The sequence below is a fragment of the Kribbella sp. NPDC006257 genome, from assembly GCF_040613535.1.
Taxonomy (GTDB): Bacteria; Actinomycetota; Actinomycetes; order Propionibacteriales; family Kribbellaceae; genus Kribbella.
Map to the genome: position 1 here is coordinate 17,875 of NZ_JBEXSJ010000011.1, position 22,668 is coordinate 40,542.

General features: G+C 67.9%; 22 protein-coding genes. 11 read left to right on the forward strand and 11 right to left on the reverse strand.

From position 1 onward, the window contains the following. Positions 1–12: 12 nt before the first annotated feature. Positions 13–1,227: an acetyl-CoA C-acetyltransferase gene (locus ABZ004_RS15480; RefSeq protein WP_355680503.1), complete on the reverse strand. Its 1,215-nt coding sequence runs from the start codon at positions 1,225–1,227 to the stop codon at positions 13–15. Positions 1,228–1,321: 94 nt separating this feature from the next. Here ABZ004_RS15480 and mce point away from each other — a divergent pair, with 94 nt between their 5' ends. The 7 genes from mce to ABZ004_RS15515 all read left to right on the forward strand — a co-directional run bounded on the left by mce (position 1,322) and on the right by ABZ004_RS15515 (position 9,867). Next, positions 1,322–1,762 (forward strand): methylmalonyl-CoA epimerase, encoded by a 441-nt coding sequence (gene mce, locus ABZ004_RS15485; protein WP_355680504.1) that lies wholly within the window; start codon positions 1,322–1,324, stop codon positions 1,760–1,762. A gap of 103 nt (positions 1,763–1,865) precedes the next feature. Next, positions 1,866–2,774 (forward strand): sensor histidine kinase, encoded by a 909-nt coding sequence (locus tag ABZ004_RS15490; RefSeq protein ID WP_355680505.1) that lies wholly within the window; start codon positions 1,866–1,868, stop codon positions 2,772–2,774. Between the two features lie 156 nt (positions 2,775–2,930). Continuing rightward, on the forward strand, positions 2,931–4,262 hold the full coding sequence (gene ccrA, locus ABZ004_RS15495; protein WP_355680506.1) for a crotonyl-CoA carboxylase/reductase: 1,332 nt from the start codon (positions 2,931–2,933) through the stop codon (positions 4,260–4,262). A gap of 844 nt (positions 4,263–5,106) precedes the next feature. After that, positions 5,107–6,795, forward strand: a complete 1,689-nt coding sequence (locus ABZ004_RS15500) for a transposase (protein ID WP_355680507.1) — start codon at positions 5,107–5,109, stop codon at positions 6,793–6,795. Beyond that, complete coding sequence (locus tag ABZ004_RS15505) at positions 6,792–8,255, forward strand: AI-2E family transporter (protein WP_355680508.1); 1,464 nt, start codon at positions 6,792–6,794, stop codon at positions 8,253–8,255. The genes ABZ004_RS15500 and ABZ004_RS15505 overlap by 4 nt, the downstream gene beginning before the upstream one ends. Positions 8,256–8,318: 63 nt before the next feature. Then, positions 8,319–9,275, forward strand: a complete 957-nt coding sequence (locus tag ABZ004_RS15510) for a GNAT family N-acetyltransferase (protein WP_355680509.1) — start codon at positions 8,319–8,321, stop codon at positions 9,273–9,275. A gap of 166 nt (positions 9,276–9,441) precedes the next feature. Further along, positions 9,442–9,867 (forward strand): HIT domain-containing protein, encoded by a 426-nt coding sequence (locus ABZ004_RS15515; RefSeq protein ID WP_355680510.1) that lies wholly within the window; start codon positions 9,442–9,444, stop codon positions 9,865–9,867. Positions 9,868–10,040: 173 nt separating this feature from the next. Here ABZ004_RS15515 and ABZ004_RS15520 read toward each other — a convergent pair whose 3' ends face one another. From ABZ004_RS15520 to ABZ004_RS15535, 4 genes are all read right to left on the reverse strand, one after another. After that, positions 10,041–10,802 carry an alpha/beta fold hydrolase gene (locus ABZ004_RS15520; RefSeq protein WP_355680511.1) on the reverse strand — a complete coding sequence of 254 codons (762 nt, stop codon included), beginning with the start codon at positions 10,800–10,802 and terminating at the stop codon, positions 10,041–10,043. Between the two features lie 63 nt (positions 10,803–10,865). Further along, entirely contained in the window at positions 10,866–11,105 is a 240-nt protein-coding gene (locus ABZ004_RS15525; RefSeq protein WP_355680512.1) for a hypothetical protein, read from the reverse strand. 196 nt (positions 11,106–11,301) lie between these two features. Further along, positions 11,302–12,693, reverse strand: coding sequence for a M20/M25/M40 family metallo-hydrolase (locus tag ABZ004_RS15530; protein ID WP_355680513.1), 1,392 nt, complete (start codon positions 12,691–12,693; stop codon positions 11,302–11,304). A 93-nt stretch (positions 12,694–12,786) separates the two neighbouring features. Next, positions 12,787–13,845, reverse strand: a complete 1,059-nt coding sequence (locus ABZ004_RS15535; protein ID WP_355680514.1) for an acyl-CoA desaturase — start codon at positions 13,843–13,845, stop codon at positions 12,787–12,789. A gap of 224 nt (positions 13,846–14,069) precedes the next feature. Here ABZ004_RS15535 and ABZ004_RS15540 point away from each other — a divergent pair, with 224 nt between their 5' ends. Next, on the forward strand, positions 14,070–15,368 hold the full coding sequence (locus ABZ004_RS15540) for a sensor histidine kinase (protein ID WP_355680515.1): 1,299 nt from the start codon (positions 14,070–14,072) through the stop codon (positions 15,366–15,368). Continuing rightward, positions 15,320–15,967 (forward strand): response regulator transcription factor, encoded by a 648-nt coding sequence (locus tag ABZ004_RS15545; RefSeq protein ID WP_355680516.1) that lies wholly within the window; start codon positions 15,320–15,322, stop codon positions 15,965–15,967. Before ABZ004_RS15540 ends, ABZ004_RS15545 begins: the two co-directional genes overlap by 49 nt. A gap of 181 nt (positions 15,968–16,148) precedes the next feature. Here ABZ004_RS15545 and ABZ004_RS15550 read toward each other — a convergent pair whose 3' ends face one another. Next, entirely contained in the window at positions 16,149–16,565 is a 417-nt protein-coding gene (locus tag ABZ004_RS15550; protein ID WP_355680517.1) for a nuclear transport factor 2 family protein, read from the reverse strand. Between the two features lie 76 nt (positions 16,566–16,641). Here ABZ004_RS15550 and ABZ004_RS15555 point away from each other — a divergent pair, with 76 nt between their 5' ends. Beyond that, positions 16,642–17,268, forward strand: a complete 627-nt coding sequence (locus tag ABZ004_RS15555; protein WP_355680518.1) for a TetR/AcrR family transcriptional regulator — start codon at positions 16,642–16,644, stop codon at positions 17,266–17,268. Positions 17,269–17,355: 87 nt separating this feature from the next. On the opposite strand, the gene ABZ004_RS15560 is transcribed toward ABZ004_RS15555, so the two are convergent. From ABZ004_RS15560 to ABZ004_RS15575, 4 genes are read right to left on the reverse strand one after another with little or no spacing between them, the layout of a single operon-like run. Next, positions 17,356–18,087, reverse strand: a complete 732-nt coding sequence (locus tag ABZ004_RS15560) for an amino acid ABC transporter ATP-binding protein (protein ID WP_355680519.1) — start codon at positions 18,085–18,087, stop codon at positions 17,356–17,358. Further along, positions 18,084–18,944, reverse strand: a complete 861-nt coding sequence (locus ABZ004_RS15565) for an amino acid ABC transporter permease (RefSeq protein ID WP_355680520.1) — start codon at positions 18,942–18,944, stop codon at positions 18,084–18,086. The genes ABZ004_RS15560 and ABZ004_RS15565 overlap by 4 nt, the downstream gene beginning before the upstream one ends. After that, the gene (locus ABZ004_RS15570; protein ID WP_355680521.1) at positions 18,941–19,804 is read right to left on the reverse strand and encodes an ABC transporter substrate-binding protein; all 864 of its coding nucleotides are present in this window, start codon (positions 19,802–19,804) and stop codon (positions 18,941–18,943) included. The genes ABZ004_RS15565 and ABZ004_RS15570 overlap by 4 nt, the downstream gene beginning before the upstream one ends. Before the next feature lie 23 nt (positions 19,805–19,827). Then, positions 19,828–20,628, reverse strand: coding sequence for a helix-turn-helix domain-containing protein (locus ABZ004_RS15575; RefSeq protein ID WP_355680522.1), 801 nt, complete (start codon positions 20,626–20,628; stop codon positions 19,828–19,830). A gap of 49 nt (positions 20,629–20,677) precedes the next feature. Here ABZ004_RS15575 and ABZ004_RS15580 point away from each other — a divergent pair, with 49 nt between their 5' ends. Continuing rightward, positions 20,678–21,466 (forward strand): phytanoyl-CoA dioxygenase family protein, encoded by a 789-nt coding sequence (locus tag ABZ004_RS15580; RefSeq protein ID WP_355680523.1) that lies wholly within the window; start codon positions 20,678–20,680, stop codon positions 21,464–21,466. Between the two features lie 4 nt (positions 21,467–21,470). On the opposite strand, the gene ABZ004_RS15585 is transcribed toward ABZ004_RS15580, so the two are convergent. After that, positions 21,471–22,649 (reverse strand): hypothetical protein, encoded by a 1,179-nt coding sequence (locus ABZ004_RS15585; protein WP_355680524.1) that lies wholly within the window; start codon positions 22,647–22,649, stop codon positions 21,471–21,473. Between the last annotated feature and the right edge of the window lie 19 nt (positions 22,650–22,668).

Below are 22,668 nucleotides of genomic sequence, written 5' to 3' on the forward strand. Positions count from 1 at the left end.
ACTCGGAGTGGGTCAGCTCTTCGGGACGTTGACGATCAGGGCGTCGCCCTGGCCACCGCCACCACAGAGAGCCGCCGCACCGATGCCGCCGCCACGGCGCTTCAGCTCGAGCGCCAGGTGCAGCACGAGGCGGGCGCCCGACATACCGATCGGGTGCCCGACGGCGATCGCACCACCGTTGACGTTCACCTTGTCGGCGTCGACGTTCAGCTCCCGGGTGCTGGCGATCCCGACGGAGGCGAAGGCCTCGTTGATCTCGATCAGGTCCAGCGCGGCCGGCTCGATGCCTTCCTTCGAACAGGCCTTCGCGATCGCGTTGGCCGGCTGCGACTGCAGCGACGAATCCGGACCCGCCACCGACCCGTGCGCGCCGATCTCGGCCAGCCAGGTCAGCCCGAGCTCTTCGGCCTTCGCCTTGCTCATCACGACCACCGCGCAACCGCCGTCGGAGATCGGCGACGACGAGCCCGCGGTGATCGTCCCGTCCTTGCCGAAGGCCGGCCGCAGCTTCGCCAGTACCTCGAGCGAGGTATCCGCCCGGACGCCTTCGTCGGAGTCGATCACGATCGGGTCGCCCTTGCGTTGCGGCACCTCGACCGGCACCACCTCGTCGGCGTACAGGCCGTTCTTCCAGGCCTCGGCGGCGCGCTGGTGCGACCGAACGGCGAACTCGTCCTGCTCCTCGCGGGTCAGCTTCAGGCCGGTGTTGTTCACGTCGTCGGTGAGCGCACCCATCGCCTGGTCGGTGAACGCGTCCCACAGACCGTCGAACGCCATCGAGTCGACCATCGTCACCTCGCCGTACTTGAAGCCCTCGCGCGACTTCGGCAGCAGGTGCGGCGCGTTCGTCATCGACTCCATCCCGCCGGCCACCACCACGTCGTACTCGCCGGCGCGGATCAGCTGGTCGGCGAGCGCGATCGCATTGAGGCCGGACAGGCAGACCTTGTTGATGGTGATCGCCGGAACATTCATCGGGATGCCACCCAAGACTCCGGCCTGCCGGGCGGCGATCTGACCGGCGCCGGCCTGCAGCACCTGGCCCATGATCACGTACTCGACCTGGTCCGGCGCGACGCCGGACTTCTCCAGCGCGGCCTTGATCGCGAAGCCACCGAGCTCGGCGCCGGTGAAGCCTTTGAGGCCGCCCAGCAAGCGCCCGATCGGGGTGCGTGCGCCGGCGACGATGACACTGGTGTGCTGCGAGCTGCGAGTGGCGTCAGACATGTTTGTCACGATACCTGCGGGTGCACTGGTACGTGGTTGTCGATCGGGTCACACTCGTTGGATTCAAGGCTCGAGTTGAGCCAATGTTGAGCTTATGGAGCACCTCACCGCGACCAAGACCTTGTTCGAAGCCATCGACCACGTCGGCATCGCCGTGGCGGACTTCGACGCGGCCGTGCAGTACTACGCGGACGTGTTCGGGATGACCGTGACGCACGAGGAGATCAACGAGGGCCAGGGCGTGCGCGAGGCGATGCTCTCGGTCGGCGACTCCGGCTCGTCGATCCAGTTGCTCGCGCCACTGTCCGACGACTCCCCGATCGCCAAGTTCCTGAACCAGCGCGGCCCGGGCATCCAGCAGATCGCCTACCGGGTCCGCGACATCGATGCGGTCTCGGCGACCCTGCGCGAACGCGGCGCCGAACTCCTGTACGACGAACCGCGGCGCGGCACCGCCGGCTCGCGGATCAACTTCGTGCACCCCCGCTCCGGCGGCGGCGTCCTGATCGAACTGGTCGAACCGGCCGCTCACTGAGCCGACCCGCCGGTAGAGGACCGGCCGCTCGCTGATCCGACTCGCCAGTACAGGACCGGCCGCTCACAGCGCCGACTCGCCAGTACAGGACTAGTCTGTTTGGGTGCTGACCGACAGCGCTAAGCCCCTGCACGGCGTCCCTGACGGCTTCTCGCACGACGCTTTCGTCTATCGCGACGACGACGAGTTCGTGCAGCAGGCAGCGCCCTTTCTCTGCGACGGCCTGACCGGAAACGAAGCCTTGCTCGCAGCACTGCCACCGGCGCGGATCGCCAAGCTGCGTTCGGCTCTCGGGTCCGCGGCGGACCGGGTGACCTTCCTCGACATGACGATCGTCGGCCGCAACCCCGCCCGGATCATCCCGCTGTGGCGCGACCTGCTCGACCAGTACGCCGGGCGCCCGGTCCGCGGCATCGGAGAACCCGCCTATCCGGGGCGCACCGCGGTCGAACTCGACGAAGCCGGACTCCACGAGGCACTGCTCAACGTCGCCTTCGAGACCGCCTGCGATTTCCGGCTGCTCTGCCCGTACGACGTGTCGATGGCGACCCCGTCGGTCGCCGAGAACCACTCTGGTGGGTTCGAGCGCGCGAAGGTGGTGGAGGCTTTCCGGACCCGGTTGCCCGGCGTACCGGCGTACGGGGAACGGCTCGAATTCGGGCTGGCCGAACTGGGGGCCGTACGGCAATGGCTGACGGCGCGGGCGCGGTTGCGCGGGTTGTCCGGCGAACGGCTCGACGATCTTGCGCTGGCGTTGCACGAGATCTGCACGAACAGCATCCGGTTCGGCGGTGGGCGCGGGACGTTGTCGCTGTGGTCGGCGGACGGGAGTCTCGTGGTCGACGTGACCGACCAGGGACGGATCGACGACCTGCTGGTCGGGCGGGTGCTGCCGCCGGTCGACCGGCTTGGCGGGCGAGGCGTCTGGCTGGCCAACCAGCTCTGCGACCTGGTCCAGATCCGCTCCGGCGAAGGGTTCACCCAGGTCCGGTTGCACACCCGCTTGCACTGACATCGAAGGTCAAGCGCGCGATAAGACCACGTGCGGCACTGGACTGAAAAAGTGACACCCGTCTCAACGGCTGCGAACTACATCACAGACCGCTGCGACGAGGGCATACTCGTCGGTAGATTCCGCTCACACGCCCATCCGTTTCGGAGGTACGACGTGAAGCAGATCCTTGACGCCATCCTGGCCGGCGACACCGCGGCGATCGGTGAGCTGGAGGTGCCCGAGCACTATCGCGGCATCACCGTGCACGCCGACGAGGCGACCATGTTCGAAGGCCTGGACACCCGGGAGAAGGATCCGCGCAAGAGCCTGCATCTGGACGACGTACCGACGCCGGAGCTCGGGCCGGGCGAGGCGCTGGTCGCGGTGATGGCGAGCGCGATCAACTACAACACCGTCTGGACGTCGATCTTCGAGCCGGTCTCGACCTTCAGTTTCCTCAAGCGGTACGGGAAGTTGTCGCCGCTGACGGCCCGCCACGACCTGCCGTACCACGTGGTCGGCTCCGACCTGTCCGGCGTCGTCCTGCGGACCGGGCCGGGCGTCAACGCGTGGAAGCCGGGCGACGAGGTCGTCGCGCATTGCCTGTCGGTCGAGCTGGAGTCGCCGGACGGGCACAACGACACGATGATGGACTCCGAGCAGCGGATCTGGGGCTTCGAGACCAACTTCGGCGGCCTGGCCGAGATCGCTTTGGTGAAGTCGAACCAGCTGATGCCGAAGCCGGCCCACCTCACCTGGGAGGAAGCCGCGTCACCCGGATTGGTGAACAGCACGGCGTACCGGCAGTTGGTGTCGTCGAACGGCGCCAACATGAAGCAGGGCGACGTCGTGCTGGTCTGGGGTGCGTCGGGTGGGCTCGGTTCGTATGCGACGCAGTTCGCGCTGAACGGCGGGGCGATCCCGGTCTGCGTGGTGTCGTCGCCGGAGAAGGCGGAGATCTGCCGGGCGATGGGCGCTGAGTTGATCATCGACCGGTCGGCCGAGGGGTACAAGTTCTGGTCGGACGAGACGACGCAGGACCAGAAGGAATGGAAGCGGCTCGGCGCGAAGATCCGCGAGCTGACCGGCGGGGACGATCCGGACATCGTCTTCGAGCACCCGGGGCGGGACACGTTCGGGGCGTCGGTCTATGTGGCGCGCAAGGGCGGGACGATCGTGACGTGTGCCTCGACGACCGGGTTCATGCACGAGTACGACAACCGGTATCTGTGGATGAACCTGAAGCGAATCATCGGCTCGCACTTCGCGAACTACCGCGAGGCCTGGGAGGCGAACCGGTTGATTGCCAAGGGCATGGTTCACCCCACGGTGTCGAAGGTCTACCCGCTCGAGGAGACCGCCCAGGCGGCGTACGACGTGCACCGCAACCTCCACCAGGGCAAGGTCGGCGTCCTCACCCTCGCCCCCACCGAAGGCCTCGGCGTCACCAACCCCGACCTCCGAGCCCAGCACCTAGACAAAATCAACCGCTTCCGCAACCGCTGACCCCACCCCCGAACCTCCCCCCTCACCACCCCCGCCCCCAGCCACCCCCGCTGACCGCTCGCCGACCCGCCAACCCCGGGTTGGTGAGTGCCGGAGCTCCACCCCGGACACCCCGCACACCCGTCGCCCCCTCCGTACACCCCTCGCCTCGGGCACCCCTCGGACCTCCGGACACCTCCTCGTCCCCTGGGACACCTCCTCGGACCTCCGGACAACAAATAACCCCACCCCCCCCCCCGACAACCTGTCCGAACCTCCGAGACCCCCCGCCATCCCCCACCCCCGACAACCTGTCCGAACCTCCGAGATCCGGCCCTCCCCCACCCCCGCCGTGCCCGATCCATCGCCCTCCGCCCCCAGGCGCCATCTCCCCGGACACCCCCTCGGACTCCGGACAACACATAACCCCACCCCCACCCCCGACAACTTGTCCGAACCTCCGAGACCCGGCCCTCCCCCACCCGCACCGCGCCCGATCCATCGCCCTCCGCCCCCCAGGCGCCATCTCCCCGGACACCCCCTCGGACCTCGGGAGACCTCCTCGGACCTCCGGACACCTCCTCGGACCTCCGGACACCTCGTCGGACCTCCGGACAACCTCTCGGACCTTCGGACAACACATAACCCCATCCCCACCCCCGACAATCTGTCCGGACCTCCGAGACCATGCCGTCCCTCACTCCCGCCGCGCTCGTTCCGTCCTCGCTCTGCTTGCTTCCCCCGGTTTGGTCTTTTCTTGGTCTCACCTGGGGTTATGCACAGACCCGGTTAGGTGATGGAGGGGTGGTTCTGACAGGCTCTAGGGTGGGGATTTCATCCGAGCCGCCTAGAAGGGAACTTGGGGATGGCTGACGAGTCGAGCCTGCCGTTCTTCGACCGTACGGCGACCGCTGCCGGGGGCTTCCCCGTCGGTCGGCGCGGGTACGACAAGCAGGCAGTGGACGACTACGTCCGCGCGCTGGAGGCGCAGCTTGCCGAAGCGCGCAACCGGGCGGACGAGCTGCAGAACAACTCGGCGCCACTGCAACGCCAGCTCGACGAGGCCAAGCGCCAGCTCGAGGCCAGCGCCAACCCGTCGTACGCCGGTCTCGGTGACCGCGCCGCGCAGATCCTCCGGCTGGCCCAGGACCAGGCCTCCGAGGCGCTGGAAGAGGCCAAGCGTGAGGCCGACGAGCTGCGGGCCGCGGCGACCAAGGAAGCAGCCTCGACCCGGGCGGCCGGTGAGCGCGAGGCGCAGGACATCCGCACCGTCGCGCTGAACGAGGCCGACAGCCTGCGCCGTACGGCCGAGGGCGACGCCGCCGAGATCCGCCGTACCGCCGAGACCGAGGCCGCCGAGGTGCTCGCGGCCGCCCGTCGCAAGGCGGAGCAGCTGCAGCTGACGGCCGAGTCGCAGTCCAGCACGCTGAAGAACGGCGCGCTGCACGAGGCGGAGAAGATCCGTACCGCGATCCAGCGCGAGTCCGCCGCTCTGCGGGCCCGGCTCGCCGACGAGCGCGAGCAGCAGGCGAAGGAGCTGGCCGACAAGCACTCCCAGATCGCCAGCGACACCGAGAACCTGACCACCCAGATGCGCGAGGCCGCCGAGGCGTCCGAGCGTCGCGTCGCCGAGGCCACCGCGCAGGCGGCCAAGATCCGCGCCCAGGCGGAGGAGTCGGCGGAGCGCACGCTGTCCCGCGCCCGCCGCGAGGCCGAGCAGCTGCTCACCACGGCCCGGACCAGGTCCGAGGCCGAGCTGGCCAACGCGGCCGACGAGGCGGAGCGGTCCCGGACGATCGTCGCCCGCGAGACCGAGCGGCTCGCCAAGCGCCGCGACGGCATCCTGGCCCAGATCGCCGGCCTGAACGAGATCGCCGGCAACATCGCGCGCCAGGCCGCCGAGCTCGACTCGGAGACCGCCGCCCCGGCGTACACGCCCTTCAACGCGGGCGGCACCCCGCCGGCCGCACCGACGGCAGGCAGCACGGACAGCCCGTTCGGCCGCGGCGAGAGCCCGTTCGGCGCCCCGGTGAGCGACACCCCGTCGTACCCGAACATCGGCTCGTACTCCGCCCCGGACACCTCCTACTCCGCACCCGACACCTCGTACAGCACTGACAGCTCGTACAGCACGCCGGGCAACGAGAGCTCGTACGGCGGTTCGTCGGCGAAGGAGAGCAGCTTCGGCTCGACCGCCAGCCCGTACGCCGGGACCTCGCCGTTCACCGGCGCCGATGCAGGTGGCGCCCGGGTCGACGAGACCCGGATCGACACCGGCCTGCGGGTCGACACGGCCACCTTCGACCCGTCGAGCCTCGAGTCGACCCGGACCGACGAGCCGACCCGGACCGACGAATCGGCCCGGACCGAGGAGCCGCGCGACGAGACCCGGATCGACGAGTTCCGGCTCGACGGCTCGAACGGCAAGTCGACCGACGACGACGCCAAGCCGGCCGACGTCGACCTGTCCGCCGACGACGCGGACGATGCCGACGCCGATGACGTCGAGGTGGCGGACGAGGGTGACTCCAAGGCCGAGAAGGACAAGAGGTGACGTCGACCGGCGACGACAAGTCGGCCGGCAGCGTCGCAGCGATCGAAGCAGCCACCAAGGAAGCGAAGGCCGCCGCCGCCGAAGCCGCAGCGGCGGCCGACGAGGCCGAGCAGTCCGCCGACGAGGCCGAGCAGTCCGCCGACGAAGCTGAGGTCTCCGCCGAGGAGGCCAAGACCTCGGCGCGCTCGGCCGAAGCAGACGCCGTACGGGCCGACGAAGACGCCGACCGGGCAGACGCGGACGCCGTACGGTCCGGTGCTGCCGCCGAGCGGGCGAGCGCGGAGGCCGATCGGGCGGACGCGGATGCCGATCGGGCGGACGCGGAGGCCGATCGGGCGGACGCGGATGCCGACGAGGCGGACAGTCTGGTGGGCGAGCTGCTGATCGACGAGCGGCATCCGTCGGAGGGCATGGGTGCGCCCGGGCCGCCGCTGCGCCGGTCGAACCCGTTCGTCTTCGGCTTCTTCGCCGCCCTCGGCGTACTGGTCGCGTGGGGTTTGTGGCACGCGCTCGGCCAGGCCAAGTCGGTGCTGATCCTGCTGATCGTCTCGATGTTCATCGCGGTCGGCCTGAACCCGCTGGTCGAGTGGTTCATGCGCCGCGGGCTGAAACGCGGCCTCTCGGTGGGTGTCGTGTTCCTGCTCGTGCTGCTCGCTGTCGTCGGCGTCGGGTTCGCGATCGTGCCGGTGGTGACGGACCAGATCAACGGGTTGATCGACAACGCCCCGCAGTGGCTCGACCTGCTGACCAAGTCGAAGACGGTGAAGGAGCTCGACCAGAAGTACCACTTCATCGACAAGGCCACGGACTACATCCAGGACCCCGCACTGGCGCAGAAGGCCTTCGGCGGTGTCCTCGGCGTCGGCAAGGTGGTCGCGAACGCGCTCTTCTCGGCGTTCACGATCCTGATCCTCACGCTGTACTTCCTCGCTTCGCTTCCGACGGTGAAGCGGGCGGCGTACAGCCTGGTGCCGGCCAGCCGGCGGAACCGGGTCTCGATCCTCGGCGACGAGGTACTCGGCCGGGTCGGCGGCTACGTCAGCGGTCAGTTCCTGGTCGCGATCACCGCCGGGGTCTGCTCGTTCATCTTCCTGGAGATCGTCGGCCTCGGCCAGTACGCCGTGGCGCTGGCGATCGTGATCGTCTTCACCGACTTCATCCCGATGGTCGGTGGGCTGATCGGCTGCGTGATCATCACGCTGATCGGGCTGACCGACAGCGTCTGGGTCGGTGTCGCCTGCCTGGTGTACGGCGTGATCTACCAGCAGATCGAGAACTACGTGGTGGCGCCGCGGATCATGCGCCGCGCGGTCGACATCCCCGGGGCGGTGACGGTGATCGCCGCGCTGCTCGGTGGCGCGCTGCTCGGTGTGGTCGGTGCGCTGCTCGCGATTCCGACGGCGGCCGCCATCCTGCTGATCATCCGCGAGGTGTGGGTCCGCAAGGCCGACGCTTCCTGACGGATCGCCCCGCAACCGAAACCTGCTTGACGGTTGCGGGGCGTTCGCGTTTCCTCAGCGGTGATGACGACTACACCGACTGCCCGGGAACTGGCCGAGTTCAGCCTCCGCGCCCAGCATCCAGTGACCCGCCGCTGGGTCGACGACGAACTCCGGCTCGACCTGCTGACCAAGCAGCACGAGCTCGACATCGAACTGCTGACGGATCCGGAGATCGCCCGGATGCGGATCGAACGGTTCGCTCCCGGCCGGCCGATCGAACTCATGTTCAACCAGTGGGTGCAGGTCGCGGCCGATCAGCACGTGATGCTGAGCATGCGCTATGAAGGCGGCGATCAGGCGAGACCTTTCGTCGATGCTTCTGCGCTGAGTCGCCCATTGCAGGTGGGAGATCTGCCGCCGGCGGCCGAGGCTGCGACGAAGTATTTCGGGGCGCTCGCCCCGGCGTACCTGCGACTCTGGAGCTCAGAGCCCGCCGGTTCCTTCCCGGAAACCCTTCCAGACAAGCGATTCCTCGCCGGTCCTCTCTCCGTACTCCGGCGTGCAGGCGAGCCGCTGCCGTCAGAGCTGACCTTGGTCCGGGCGACGTCGCTGGCCAACTACGAGCTCGCTCAGGCGGCGTACGACGCGGTCGACGCCGCGCACCCGAATCATCCGGAGCAGGCGCAACTCCAGAGTCGCGACAACCTGGAGGACGCGGTTGAGGACGGTCTCCTCTTCGACGTCATGGTCGACGACTCATGGGCCGGCTACATCGCCGCCAAACCCGACGGCCAGGATCTCGGTCTTCCCGCCTACACCGTCCAGGACATCATCCTCGCCCCCGACTACCGCGGCCGCGGCTACGGCCCTCACCTCACCACCCTGCTGGCCCGCGCCCTCCCCGACGACCTGCCGTTCCTCGTCGGCACCATCCACGCCAACAACCGCGGCGCCCTCACCGCAGCCACCACCGCCACCCGCACCGACATCGGCGGCTGGATCCAATTCCCCCTCCCCACCCCCGAACCCTCCGAATGACCGACTCCTGCGCCTCCTCCTTCGCCGGAGCTCACCGAGGACCCCCTCCAGCGCCTCCTCCTTCGCCGGGGCTCATCGATGACCGGCTCCTGCGCCTCCTCCTTCGCCGGGGCTCACCGATGACCGGCTCCTGCGCCGTCCTCACCACCATCGCCGGAAGGTGCAGATGACCGAGCACAGCGCTGACTCATCCTGCATTTTCTGCGCCATCATCGCCGGACGTGCGCCAGCCCGGTTCATCTATGAGGTCGACGACGCCTGCGCGTTCCTCGACGCCAATCCGCTCCGGCTCGGCCACACGCTCGTCGTCCCCCGCCGCCACGTCCGCGACCTGCTGGACGAAGGCGCCGCCGAGCCCCTCGCCGCGATCGGCCCGGCACTCCACCGGACGGCACTGCTGCTCAAGGACGGCTTAGTTGCCGACGGCATCAGTGTCCTACAGGCCAACGGCGCCGCAGCCGGTCAGACCGTCTTCCACCTGCACTTCCACCTACTCCCCCGCCCCGCCAACGACGTCCCCCTCACAGACTGGACCCCGAACCTCACCGCCCGCGAGTCCCTCCCCGAAACCCACCACACCCTCACCAGCTGACCCATTCGGACCCGACAGCCCTACCCCCGTTCGGCAGAAGCTGGTGCCCTCTGAGTGTGCTCCCCTCCTCCTCGCAGGGTTACCCCCCTCGTAGAGAAGGGGGTAAGCACGCCAACAGGAGGTGAGCACACTCAACGGCTGCAGTTAAGCGAGAACCCCGGGAACGGCGGTAGTTACGCGAGGAAGGGGGTGATGGTGGTGAGGAAGTCGTCCAGGCGTTCGGCGTGGACCCAATGGCCGGCTTCGGGGATTTCGGCGTACTGGACGTGCGGGAAGTAGGTCGCGATGGTGGCGCGGTGGTCTTGCTGGACGTAGTCCGACTTGCCGCCGTAGACGAAGAGGGTGGGGCCTTCGTAGGTGCCGGTGATGTCCGGCCAGCCGGAGATTTCGGGGAGGACGGCCTCGATGACGGGGAGGTTGGGGCGCCAGCGGGCGCCTTCGCTGTCGAGGATGAGGTTCTGCAACAGGAAAGCTCGGGTGCCGGCTGAGTCGACGGCGTCGACCAGTTGGGCCTCGACGTCGGCGCGGCGCTGGACGTTCGAGAGGTCTGCCGTGCGCATCGCTCGCGCATAGTCGGTGAAGGCCGGCGGGTAGGTGACTGGAGCAGCATCGACGACAACCAGCCGCTCGACGACCGAAGGGTATTGCAGCGCGGTGACCATCGCGGTCTTGCCGCCCATCGAGTGGCCGATCAGCGCGACCGGCCCGACGCCGAGGTCGGCGATCGTCTCCTGGACGTCCGCGGCCATCTCCGGATAGCTCATCGTGTCGACGTGCGGTGAGGTCCCGTGGTTGCGCAGGTCGAACGCATACACCCGATGCGCGGACGCCAGCCGGCGGGCGGCCGTCATCCAGTTCCGGCCGGAACCGAACAGTCCGTGCATCACCACCACCGGTGAACCACTCTCGCCGTACGCCGTGACCGGGAGCTTCATCGACACCTTCCTCGCAGAATCAGGACCGCCACCACCGGCGACCTCGAACCGACCTCGCACAGCTCATCGTCGGCGTTGCCAGCAGGCGGTGTGCCAGTGGCGGCGCTCGTCCAGTGACTGCCCGCCGCCGATCGCCGCGAGCAGACTCGGGTTCTCCGGCCAGACCACCACGTGCGGGGTGGCGGGCAGGATCTGCTGATCGCAGCCGGGACACCGGTACGCCTTGGTCGAGGCCGACCCGGACACCTGGCGCACCATCCAGTCGCCGTCGGGATGCGATTCCCGTTTCTGATGCCCACCCATCAACGGCCGGTCGCTGACTGGCCGCGTGTGTTTCGAGGGTCTTCTCTTCCGGGGCGACACACCCCCGAGCCTATCCGTCGGCACCACGCGATCCGTGCGCGGTGCCGACGAACAGCCGGCCCGGAGATCAGAGCCACCGGAAGATCAGAGGCGGCCGCGAGATCAGACGCGCGGGGAGATCAGACGCGCGGGAAGATCAGAGCCGCCGGGCCAGCGAGTAGGCAGCGGTGCCGATGAGTTCCATCGAGACCTGGAGGCGTTCCAGGCTGACGTTCTTGGCGATGGTGTCCTCAGGCGAGTGGTACGGCGGCTCCAACAGCGCCGGTGACGACTCACCTCGCCAGGAGAAGTTCGCCGCCGCGATACCGACCTCCTGGAAAGACTGGTGATCGGACGACCCCCGTAGTACGGGCCCGACCAGCTGCGGCTCGTACCCGAGTCGCTGCGCCGAAGCCCGTACTGCGTCAGTTGCCGCGTTCGCCAATCCGTCGAAGGACAGCAACCAGTAGACGATCGCGGGATCCCAGCTCGTCGCCACCATGTCGTTCTGGAAGACCGCTAGATGCCGCTCGCGCTGATCCTGCGCCAGCTGCGCCACGTGGTACCGCGACCCGATCAGCCCTTGCTCCTCCGAACCCCACAAGGCGAATCGGAGCGTCGCATCGGTCGGCAGCTTGCTCATCACCCGCGCGATCTCCAGAGTCAGCACGGTCCCAGAGCCGTCGTCGTTGGCGCCCGGCGCACCGATCACCGTGTCGTAGTGCCCGGACACGACAACGATCGGCGAGGTCGAACTCCGCCCACGGCGCTCACCGATCACGTTGTTCGAGATCAGCCCGCGATGCGCCGCAGTACTGATCTCCAACGGCAGCGACGTCACTACTGCGAGCGCCTCACGCAGCAAGCGTTTCTGCACCTGGGCGACACCAACCACTGGAATCGGGGCATCCGTCAGCCCAGCAGGCGAGAACGCAGAAGCCCGCCGTGGAAACACGCCATCAGCTGGAAGCAGTACTACGGCAACTGCGCCTCGCGCGGCAGCCTCTGCGACAAAGGCCGGCCGTGCCGCCGCAGTGTCGTCGGCCAGCACCACTGCACCAGTGACATCGGCAGGCCAGACTGGTGCGGTCGCTGGACCGACGTCTCGAGCAGGGCCTTGCACTGTGACGTCGAGCTTGCCACCGGGGGCGGCTCCGGCCTGCCAGCACACGTCGTTCGGCAGAACGTTGCGGACGTCACCTATCTGCGCGAGGAACTTGTCCGCCACCGGGAACGGCTCCAGCCGGGTCCGGTAGCCGAACCGGTCGAGCTGGTCGGCCAGGTAGTCCGCGGCCCGCTTCTCGCTGGCGGTGCCGCCGATCCGTGGCCCGATCGTCTCGGACAAAATCTGCAGGTGACGCAGCGCCCGGTCCGAGGACAGCCCGTTGACGATCTGGCGGTCGTACTTGTCGAGCGACGGACGGCGTACCGCACCTGGTCGCTGGTCGTCGGCTGCCCAGGCCGGTACTGCGGGCAGGGCGGTGGCGGCGGTGACGCCGGCGACGGCTCCGAGTAGGCCGCGACGACTCATGCCGGACGTATCGGTCATGCAGGTCTCCCTCGTAGGGTGGCCCCGAGACCGATGACCGTAGCCGAAACTGTCCGGGGTCGCCTCCCTACGGGGAGTTTTCTCAGCGAACGCTCAGATGCCGCGCGCGGCGTGCTCGGATCGGAGCACGCTGCCGACCTCGTGCATGTGGCCGAGGCCCATCCGGTACGACTCGATCACGCCGGTGCTGACATACGGCATCCCGATGCGTTCGCAGTACGACTGGACGATCGGTTGCGCGAAGCGCAGATTGGCGCGCGGCATGCTCGGGAACAGGTGGTGCTCGATCTGGTAGTTCAGGCCGCCCATCAGCCAGTCGGTGGCCAGGCCGCCGGTGACGTTGCGCGAGGTCAGCACCTGCTTCTCCAGGTGACCCCAGTTGCTGTCGTCGTCGGGCATCTCCATGCCCTTGTGGTTCGGGGCGAAGACGCTGCCGAGGTGCAACCCGAACAGCGCGTGGTGCAGCGCGGCGAAGGCGATCGCCTTGCCCGGCGACATGATGAGGAAGAGCGCCCCGAAGTACAGGCCGAGATGTGCGGCCATCAGGCCGAGCTCGATCCGCGCCTGCCGGCAGCTGCGCTTGCCGAGCAGGAAGGTGACGCTGGACACCTTCAGATTCAGGCCTTCGAGGGTGAGCAGCGGGAAGAAGATCCTGGCCTGGTTGCGGCTCAGCCAGCCGTGCAGCCCGGTCCGGCCTTCGGCCTGCTCGAGCGTCCAGACCAGCACGCCCTCGCCGACGTCCGGATCCTTGTCGGTGTGGTTCGGGTTGGCGTGGTGCCGGTTGTGCTTGTCGTTCCACCAGCCGTAGCTCATCCCGCAGAGGAGATCACCGTGCAGCATGCCGAGCCAGTCGTGCCACTTGCGCGACTTGCTGATCTGCTGGTGCCCGGCGTCATGGCCGAAAAACGCTGCCCTGGTGGTGAAAACGGCCAGCGGTACGGCGAGCAGCAGCTGCAGCCACGAGTTGCCGAGCAGGGCGATCCCGGCCCAGGTCGCGGCGAGCAGCGCGACGTTCAGCGTGATGGCGATCACGTACGACGCCGTCCGGCGCTCGAGCAGCCCGGCTTCCTTGATCTCCCGCAGCAAGGGCGAGAAGTCGCTCCCCCGGGAACTCGTTTTTGGGCGGGCGGGAGCAACGACGGGCTGTGCCATCAGGCCTCATCTCAGAGCGGTGGGAGGCCTAGGCGAACAGCCTCGGCCAGCGTACGCCATCCAGCCTCTGCGTGATGCGACACGAAAACAGCGGAGCTAGGTCCCGTTCTCCCGGGAGGAAGGCCCCCGGAAAGAGTGGGTCTAGCTCCACCGAAGACGAGCTGACGCTCCGTCATGATGGTGGGAGCCGGACTCGCCGGCCGAACCACCACGGGAGACCAGAGATGACGATCACCCAGGCACCACCCAAGGCGCCGCTGCAGTTCCCGCGTCTGGCGCAGCCGTTCGTCGCGCTCTTCCTGGCCGTGCTGGCCGAGATCGGGATCGCCTTCTTCGTCCTGAACGTGGTCGCCGTTCCGCTGATCGCGGTCTGGGTCGGCATCCCGTTGCTGCTCGCCTTCGTCCCGGCCGCCCGCTGGTTCGCGAACTGCCACCGGGTGATGTTCGCCGGCATCACCGGCGAGGTGATCCCCCGGCCGTACAAGAAGCCACCGCTGCCCGGCATCCTGATGTGGCTGCGCACCACGCTGACCGACCCGGCCACCTGGCGCGACATCGCCTGGCTGCTGGTCAACGCCGTCATCGGCTTCACCCTGTCGCTGCTGTCCGCGGTGCTTTTCCTGGCCACCGCGTTCTACCTGGTCTACCCGCTGCTCGTCGGCGTGACGCCGCACGGGGTGTTCGACCAGCCGTTCGGCGGACTGGTCACGCTCAGCTTCTGGGAGAGCTTCGGGATGGTGCCGCTCGGCCTGGTCGCGTTCCTGCTCTGGTACGCCGTCGGCGAGCGGTTGCTCAAGGCCGACGCCATCATCGGCCGCTCACTGCTCGGGCCGACCGAGAGCGCCAAGCTGGCGATCCGGGTCCGCGAGCTGTCCGAGTCCCGCGCGGAGACCGTCGACACCCAGGCGGCCGAGCTGCGCCGGATCGAGCGCGACCTGCACGACGGCGCCCAGGCCCGGCTGGCCGCGCTCAGCATGAACCTCGGAATGGCGGAGGAGATGGTCAGCCGCGACCCGGCCCAGGCCGCCGCGCTGCTGACCGAGGCCCGCGAATCAGCGAGTACGGCGCTGTCGGAGCTCCGCGACCTCGTCCGCGGTATCCACCCGCCGGTGCTGGCCGACCGTGGACTCGAAGGAGCAGTGAAGGCACTCGCGATGAGCTGCCCGTTCAAGGTCGACGTCACCATCGAGCTGCCGGGCCGGCCGCCCGCGCCGGTGGAGTCCGCGGCGTACTTCGCGGTCGCCGAAGCACTGGCCAACATCGTCAAGCACTCGGCCGCGACGACGGCCTGGATCCAGATCACCCACGAGTCCGAACGGCTGCACATCCTGGTCGGCGACGACGGTGTGGGCGGCGCCACGGTACGACCCGGTGGCGGTTTGCACGGAATCGAGCGGCGGCTGAACGCCTTCGACGGTACGTTGACGGTGGCCAGCCCGACCGGCGGGCCGACCACTGTGATCATGGAGTTGCCTTGCGAGTCGTCATCGCTGAAGATCACGCCCTCCTCCGGGACGGCTTGATCCGCCTGCTGGAAGCCCACGACTTCGAGGTCGTGGAAGCTGTCGACAACGGCCCCCGGCTGGTTCCGGCGCTCGTCGAGCACCGGCCGGACGTGGCCGTCGTCGACGTCCGGCTGCCACCGACCTTCACCGACGAGGGCCTCAAATCCGCGATCGAGGCCCGGCGACAGGTGCCGGGGCTGCCGATCCTGGTGCTGTCGCAGTACGTCGAACAGCTCTACGCCCGCGAGTTGCTGACCGGGGGCGGTGGGGCCGTCGGCTATCTGCTGAAGGACCGGGTCTCGAACGTGGCGGACTTCCTGGACTCCGTACGCCGGGTGGCCGGCGGCGGTACCGCGATGGACCCTGATGTGATCGGCCAGCTACTGGCCCGCAACACCCGCGACGAGCCGATCGGCCGACTCACCCCGCGCGAGTCCGAAGTACTGGGATTGATGGCCGAAGGCCGGTCGAACGCCGCGATCGCGGCCGCCCTCTTCGTCACCGAGAAGGCAGTCTCGAAGCACACCAACAACATCTTCGCGAAGCTCGACCTCCCCCCGTCCGAAGACGACAACCGCCGGGTGATGGCCGTTCTGACCTATTTGTCGTCCCGCTGACTCGGGCCTCTGGAGTGGTTGCGCTGGAGCGCACGGTAGGCGCCACTCGCCGTACCAGCTCGGCGCCGAGCCTCACCTGACGGCGCAGCGCGGTTGTCGGGTTCATCGCGGCGGACGGTTTGACCGGCGCTGATCTGGTCGGCGCCGGGATTCTCGCGGGCGGTGGTTTCTTTGGTGAGCGTCATTCGGCGGTGGTCTGGGCAAGGATGGCGCCGAAGTCCATCCAGACGTTCTCGCGACTGATCAGGCCGTCGCGGAACTCGAGGACGTGCAGCAACCGATAGGTGACGACCTTGCCGACCGCTTGCGGACCGAAGACGTTCGGTCCGGAGACGAGACAGGTCGCCAGCACCTCGTCGACGACATGGTTCTCGCCGTGCAACCGGCGTACCGGCTTGTACTCCTCGTCCGTGGTCTCCGAGAACAGGAGCTCGTAGACCTTGGTGACGGCGTCGTGCCCGTGGTTCACCCCGAGGCCGACGACGTCGTGCTCGATGTCCTCGGTCAGTGTCGCCAGCACCGCCTTCAGATCGTGAGCCTCCTCGCCCTCGAAGTGGCGGTTCAGTACGTCGTCCATCGCGGCCGGTGTCATTCCCATGGTGGTCCCCCAGATCAGGTTGGTAAGATGGATCTATCGTTATGCGAAACTTTTCTCACGTCAAGAGAGATCTCTCATGAGCGGCCGTGAACACCAGAAGCAGCGCACTCGCAACGCCCTGATCGACGCCTACTTCGAGCTGATCCGGCAAGGGCAGTCACCGAGCATCGCCGAGGTCGCGGACCGCGCCGAGGTCTCGGTCGCCACGGCGTACCGCTACTTTCCCAACCCGCAGTCGCTGCGCGCCGACGCCGCCGTCTCGGCCACCCGTAACATGCCGACCTTCGAAGAGATCCTCGCCGACGCCGGCGACGACCCGTTCGTCCGGATCGAGACCGTCATCCGGCACGCCGCCGCCATGCAGTTCGGCGACGAACCGGTCTGGCGAGGCGTCCTGCACGCCACCCTCGAACGCTGGTTCGCCCAATGGGAAGCCGGCGGCGAAATGGTCCCCGTCCGCTCCACCGCCCGCCACGACGGCGTCTCCCTCGCTCTCCGCCCCCTGGAGTCCGAACTCTCCCCCGACGCCCTCCGCCGCCTCACCCACGCCGTCATGCTCGTCTGGGGCGTAGAAGCCCTGGTAGTCACCCGAGACACCGCCGGCCTGGACCCCACCGAAGCCACCACCACCATGGTCCACGCCGCCCACGCCCTAATCCGAGACGCCCTAACCCAGGCAGCCGTCACGTCCGACAGGAAATAGCCCCCGTACGCCGCCCGCCCGCCGCTTGGCTGAGCGTGGCGACCGGGTCGACGGCTGACTATTTCCTCTCGAACGGGACGGGGAAGTTCAGAGGCGGATTCGGCGGAGGAATTCTTGGGTTCGGGGTTCGCGGGGGTTGGTGAGGAGCTGGGAGGGTGGGCCGACTTCCAGGGGGCGGCCTTTGTCCAGGAAGCAGACTTGGTCGGCTACGTCTTGGGCGAAGGTCATTTCGTGGGTGCAGATGAGCATGGTCATGCCGTCGGACTTGAGGTCTCGGAGGAGGTCGAGGACCTCGCCGACCAGCTCGGGGTCCAGGGCTGAGGTGACCTCGTCGAGGAGCATCAGCTTGGGTGAGTTGACCAGTGCCCGGGCGATGGCGGCGCGTTGTTGCTGGCCGCCGGAGAGGTCGTCGGGGCGGGCCGAAGCCTTGGCAGAGAGGCCGACCCGGTCGAGCATTTCGAGGGCTTGGGTGCGAGCGACGTCGCGCGGTACGCCGTGGACGCGGATCGGGGCGAGCGTGACGTTGTCGAGGACCGAGAGGTGCGGGAACAGGTTGTAGGCCTGGAAGACAATGCCGATGCCGGAGCGGACCTGGTCGGCGTTGACGCGCGGGTCGGTGATGTCGCGGCCGTCGAGTTCGATCACGCCGTCGTCGACGGTCTCCAGCAGGTTGACGCAGCGGAGCAACGTCGATTTGCCGGAGCCGGAAGCGCCGATCAGTACGACGCACTCCCCCGCCTCGACTTCCAGGCTGAACTGATCGAGCACGACATGAGGACCAAAAGACTTCCGCACGGAGCGGATGGACAGCAGGCTCACACCACACCTCCCCCGGCGCCGTACCAACCCTGCCGCCGGGCGACCCAGTCGGTCAGCCGGGTCAACGGGATCGTCAACGCGACGAAGAGCAGCCCCGCCACGACGTACGGGGTGAAGTTGAAGTCCTCGGCGGTTTCGAGTTGCGCTGCCCGGATCGCGTCGATGACTCCGAGCACAGCAATGAGGCCGGAGTCCTTCTGCAGTGAGACGAAGTCGTTGAGCAGCGGCGGCAGCACCCGCCGTACGGCCTGAGGCAGTACTACGAAGCGCAAGGTCTGCCGGTACGACAAGCCGAGCGACCTGGCTGCCGCGCGCTGTGACGGGTGAACCGACTCGATGCCCGCGCGGAACACCTCCGCGACGTACGACGAGTAGGTGAGCACCAGTGCGGCACCACCCCAGATCACCGCCTGGTTGGGCAGACCACGCAGCTGCAGAGCCGGTACGCCGAAGCCGAGCAGGAAGATGACCAGGAGCAACGGGAGTCCGCGGAACACGTCGGTGTACGCCGCCGCGAATACCCGCAACGGGAAGAAGATCGGTCCGCGCAAGGTCCGCATGATCGCCAGCGTCATCCCGAAGATCACGATGAGCACCGCGCAGACCAGCATCACCCGGACGTTCAGCCAGAGGCCCTGTGCGACGACAGGCAACGCTTCCCAGCCGCGATGGAAATTGAAGAACGTGTCCCGTACCCGCGGCCAGCCCGGCGTCGAGCCGACCCCGACTGCGACCAGAACCACCAGTACGACGGAGCTGATCCCGGCGATCAGAGTCGACCGCCGGGCCCGGCTCCGCCGATAGGCGATCCGCTCCAGCTGAAGCGCAGACGGCTGCCAATCACGAACCTCGCTCACGAGAGTTCCGGCGCGCCTTCCGAGGTCAGGAACTGCGCCTGCAGCCGGGTCAGGGTCCCATCAGCACGCAGCGCATCCACCGCCTGCGACAGACAGCCGGTCAGCTTCGACCCCTTCTCCAGCACGAACCCGAACTGCTCAGGCTTGTCCCCACTCGCCGGCAACTGCCCCACGATCTTCCCGTTGTCGAGCTGCGCCGCGGTCATGTAGAACCCGGTCGGCAGATCCACCACGATCCCGTCCAACTGCTTGTTCTTCAACGCCTGCACAGCCAAGTCATTGCTGTCATACACCCCGGGAGCCTGCTTCGGCTTGATGATGTCGCGCAGCGCCGTGTAGCTGGTCGTCCCGAGCTGAGCCCCGAGCTTGGCGTCGACCAGATCAGCGACAGACTTGGCATTCGCGATCTTGCTACCCGCCGTAGTGATCACAGCCTGCCGAACGTCGTAGTACCCGCTGGAGAAGTCGACAGCCTGCTTCCGCTTGTCGTCGATCGACACCTGGTTCACATCGAAGTCGAACTTCTTCGGGCCAGGCGCGAAGGCGGCGTTGAACTGCACCGTCTGCCACTTCACCTCAGCGGTCTCGAAGCCGAGCTTCTTCGCGACGGCATACGTCACGGCCGACTCGTACCCCTTGCCGTTGGCCGGGTCGTTGGCAGAGAACCACGGCTCGTACGCCGGCTTGTCGGTCGCGACCGTCAGCGAGCCTGCCGCCTTGAGCGCCAACTTGTCCTTGCTACAGGCATCCGCAGCCGGCGGCGTGGTGGCACCACCGGATGCTTCGTCCTCCGGAGCACAGGCGGCGAGTCCGACAACAGCGAGGACGGCCAGCGCGGCCAGACCAGAACGTGGATTCATGGCAGCAGCGTAGAACTACCCGGTCAGCGTTGGCGGTAGGTGGTTGGGGATTGGGTGGTGTGGTGGCGGAAGCGGGTGGAGAAGTAGAGCGGGTTGGTGAAGCCGACCTCGGCGGCGATCACGTTGATCGGGCGCGTCGTGAGTTCCAGGAGGCGGGCGGCGGCGTCGAGGCGGCGGCGTTCGACGAAGCGTTGCGGGGTGACGCCGAGTTGGGCTCGGAAGCGGTGGGCGAAGCGGGAGACCGAGAGGTTCGCCGTACGGGCGAGGACTGCTACGTCGAGGTCGGCGCGGAGGTCGCGGTCGATGTACTCGATGGCGCGGAGCAGGCGGTCGTCGATCTGGGCGGCCGCCGGGTTCTGGGTGTCACACCAGAGCAGGGCGGCTTCGAGGGCGTTCATGCTGAGGAGTTCGCCATGCGGAAGAACGCTGTGCTGGTAGCGGACGCAAGCGTGCAGGTTCTCGGTGATCCTGTCGAAGGCTTGCTCGCCGGCCGCGAGCTGATGGATGCCGGGGGCAACTTCCGGCCAGTCGAGCAGCGGTAGCCAGTCCGGCTTGGGATGGAAATGCGCGAAGAGGAAGTGCCAGCGCTGCAACGAAGGCTCTACTCCATAGTCGTGCGGCGTCCCGGGTCGCACCAGGGTGGTGACGCCCGGATCGGCGAACAGTTCGCCGAAGTGCCCGCGTCCGCCGAGGGTGTGGATCAGCAGGTAGTCGGTGGTTCCACGAGACCGGTACGTCGAATAGCCGGCGCCCTCGTCGAACTCGTCGGCCAGCAACCGGCGCACCGTCGGCGTGAAGGACTCAGCAGGATCTCGAAGGTTCACAGCTCAATAGACTATCCACTCCACGACGGCGTCCGGCCAGACTGGAGGTATGACAAGCATTGTCGAAGAGGTGTACGAGCGGGACGGCATCGTTCAGGTACCGGGGCTGCTCAGTCCGGCTGAGATCGCCGCGCTCAAGGCTGCCTACATGGAACAGGTCGCGGTTGACCACTCGCTGGCGATCGACGACGGCGTTCCCGACGACGACCCGCTGGCCCGCTACCCACGGTTCGTCCATCCGCATCGGCGGACCGATGTCGAGGCCGGCCGACTGGCGCTCAACCTGATGCTGGATAGCCGGATCCTCAATGTAGTCACCTCGCTGATCGGTCCGGCGCTCGGCGCCCAGTCGATGTTCTACTTCAAGCCGCCGGGTGCCCGCGGGCAGGCGATGCACCAGGACAACACGTTCCTTCGAGCGCATCCCGAGACCTGTCTGGCGGCGTGGATCGCGGTGGACGACGTCGACGCGGAGAACGGCGGGCTGGCCGTCGTACCGGGGTCGCATCGGGTCGAACTGGTCTGCCCGGAAGAGGCCGATCTCAACGAGTCGTTCACGAACGTCGAAGTACCGATTCCTGACGGTCTCAGCAAGGTGCAGACCAGGATGAAGGCCGGCGATGTGCTCTTCTTCCACGGCAGCGTCGTGCATGGGTCCCGCCCGAACACGAGTACCGACCGCTTCCGCCGCTCGCTGATCTTTCACTACATCCCCGAGGACAGCACCGAGATCGCGGGCTTCTACAACCCGCTCGTCCGCCCCGACCGCCGCACCACGAACCTGACCGAAGCCATCGGCGGCGGCCCCTGCGGCGACTACGCGACCGCGGAGCCGTGACCGACTACGCGATCGCGGAGCCGTGAGGCCGGGCGACCAGTACGCCGATGATCGAGAGCACCACCAAGGCGGCTACCGAGATCACCAAGGCGGAGACGGACCGCGGGGGATCGAAGAGTACGCCGTCCGCTCGGCTCTCCGCGGCCGCAGCCGCTAGACAGGCAGCCAAGGTAACGGCGAGCAATCCGCTCCCCAGGCTGACCAACCGTCCCAAGGTCGCTAGCGGCGACCGATTGAACCCCGGGCCGGTGAAACGCAGCCCCTTCGCCCGCTGGGCAGGATGGCGGCCGAAGTCGGCGAACACGTGCGCCGGGACCTGGATTCGTTCGAGGGTCGCCAGTCCGCGCACCAACGACTCCGGGGTCAACTCACAAGCGTCGTACAGGACGAGCGCTTCCTCGGCGACGGCCAGTCCGATCGGGCGGGCGTCGAGGAGCGCCTGCATCGCGCGCGGATGAAGTACGGACATCAGATAGCGCGGATCCTCGCCGACGACATCGAAGGACCGGTTGAACTCGCCGCTCTCCAGCGACAGATCCGACCGCGTCAGCCCGCTCCCCGGCCGCACCTCCATCGCCGGCAACGCCTCCTGCAACCGCGCCACGAACACCGACAACCGCCGCCGACGGCACAACACCCCATGCCATTCCAGCCACCTGACCTCAAAGGCAGTGCCAGCAGGAGCCTGTACGACGTTGCGCGCGACCCAAGTCTTTCCGACCGGCAACGGCAGCTCGGGCAACGCCAAGTCGGCCACCTTCGCAACTCGCCAACCTCGCCCATGGGCGGCATCCCGCAAGGCCGAACTGGTTGCCCGAGGCCACGAATACACCAGCAGCAGCACGGCCAGCACCATCAACCCGACGACCGGGATCGCGGCGATCAGCAGCACCGGGCCCACGTCGTACAGGCTCCAGAGCAGCCGGATGAGAAGGGCGCCGACGGCAACGACCGCGATCCAGCGGGCGAACCGGCTCGCAGCGGGCGACACCACGAGCAGTACGGCGGCTGTCGGCAACGCGAGCAGGACCACCAGCATCATCGTGGCGGTCCAGCCGGGCCAGTCGGCGCCGACCACACCAGGCATCAGGATCAACCCGAGGCCCACCCAGACGAGGATCAGCTGGTAGGCGACCGAGAACAGAGCCTGCTTGAGCGGCACTCCCTGCCGGACATAAGCCACGCCGTGGAGTCTCCCACGG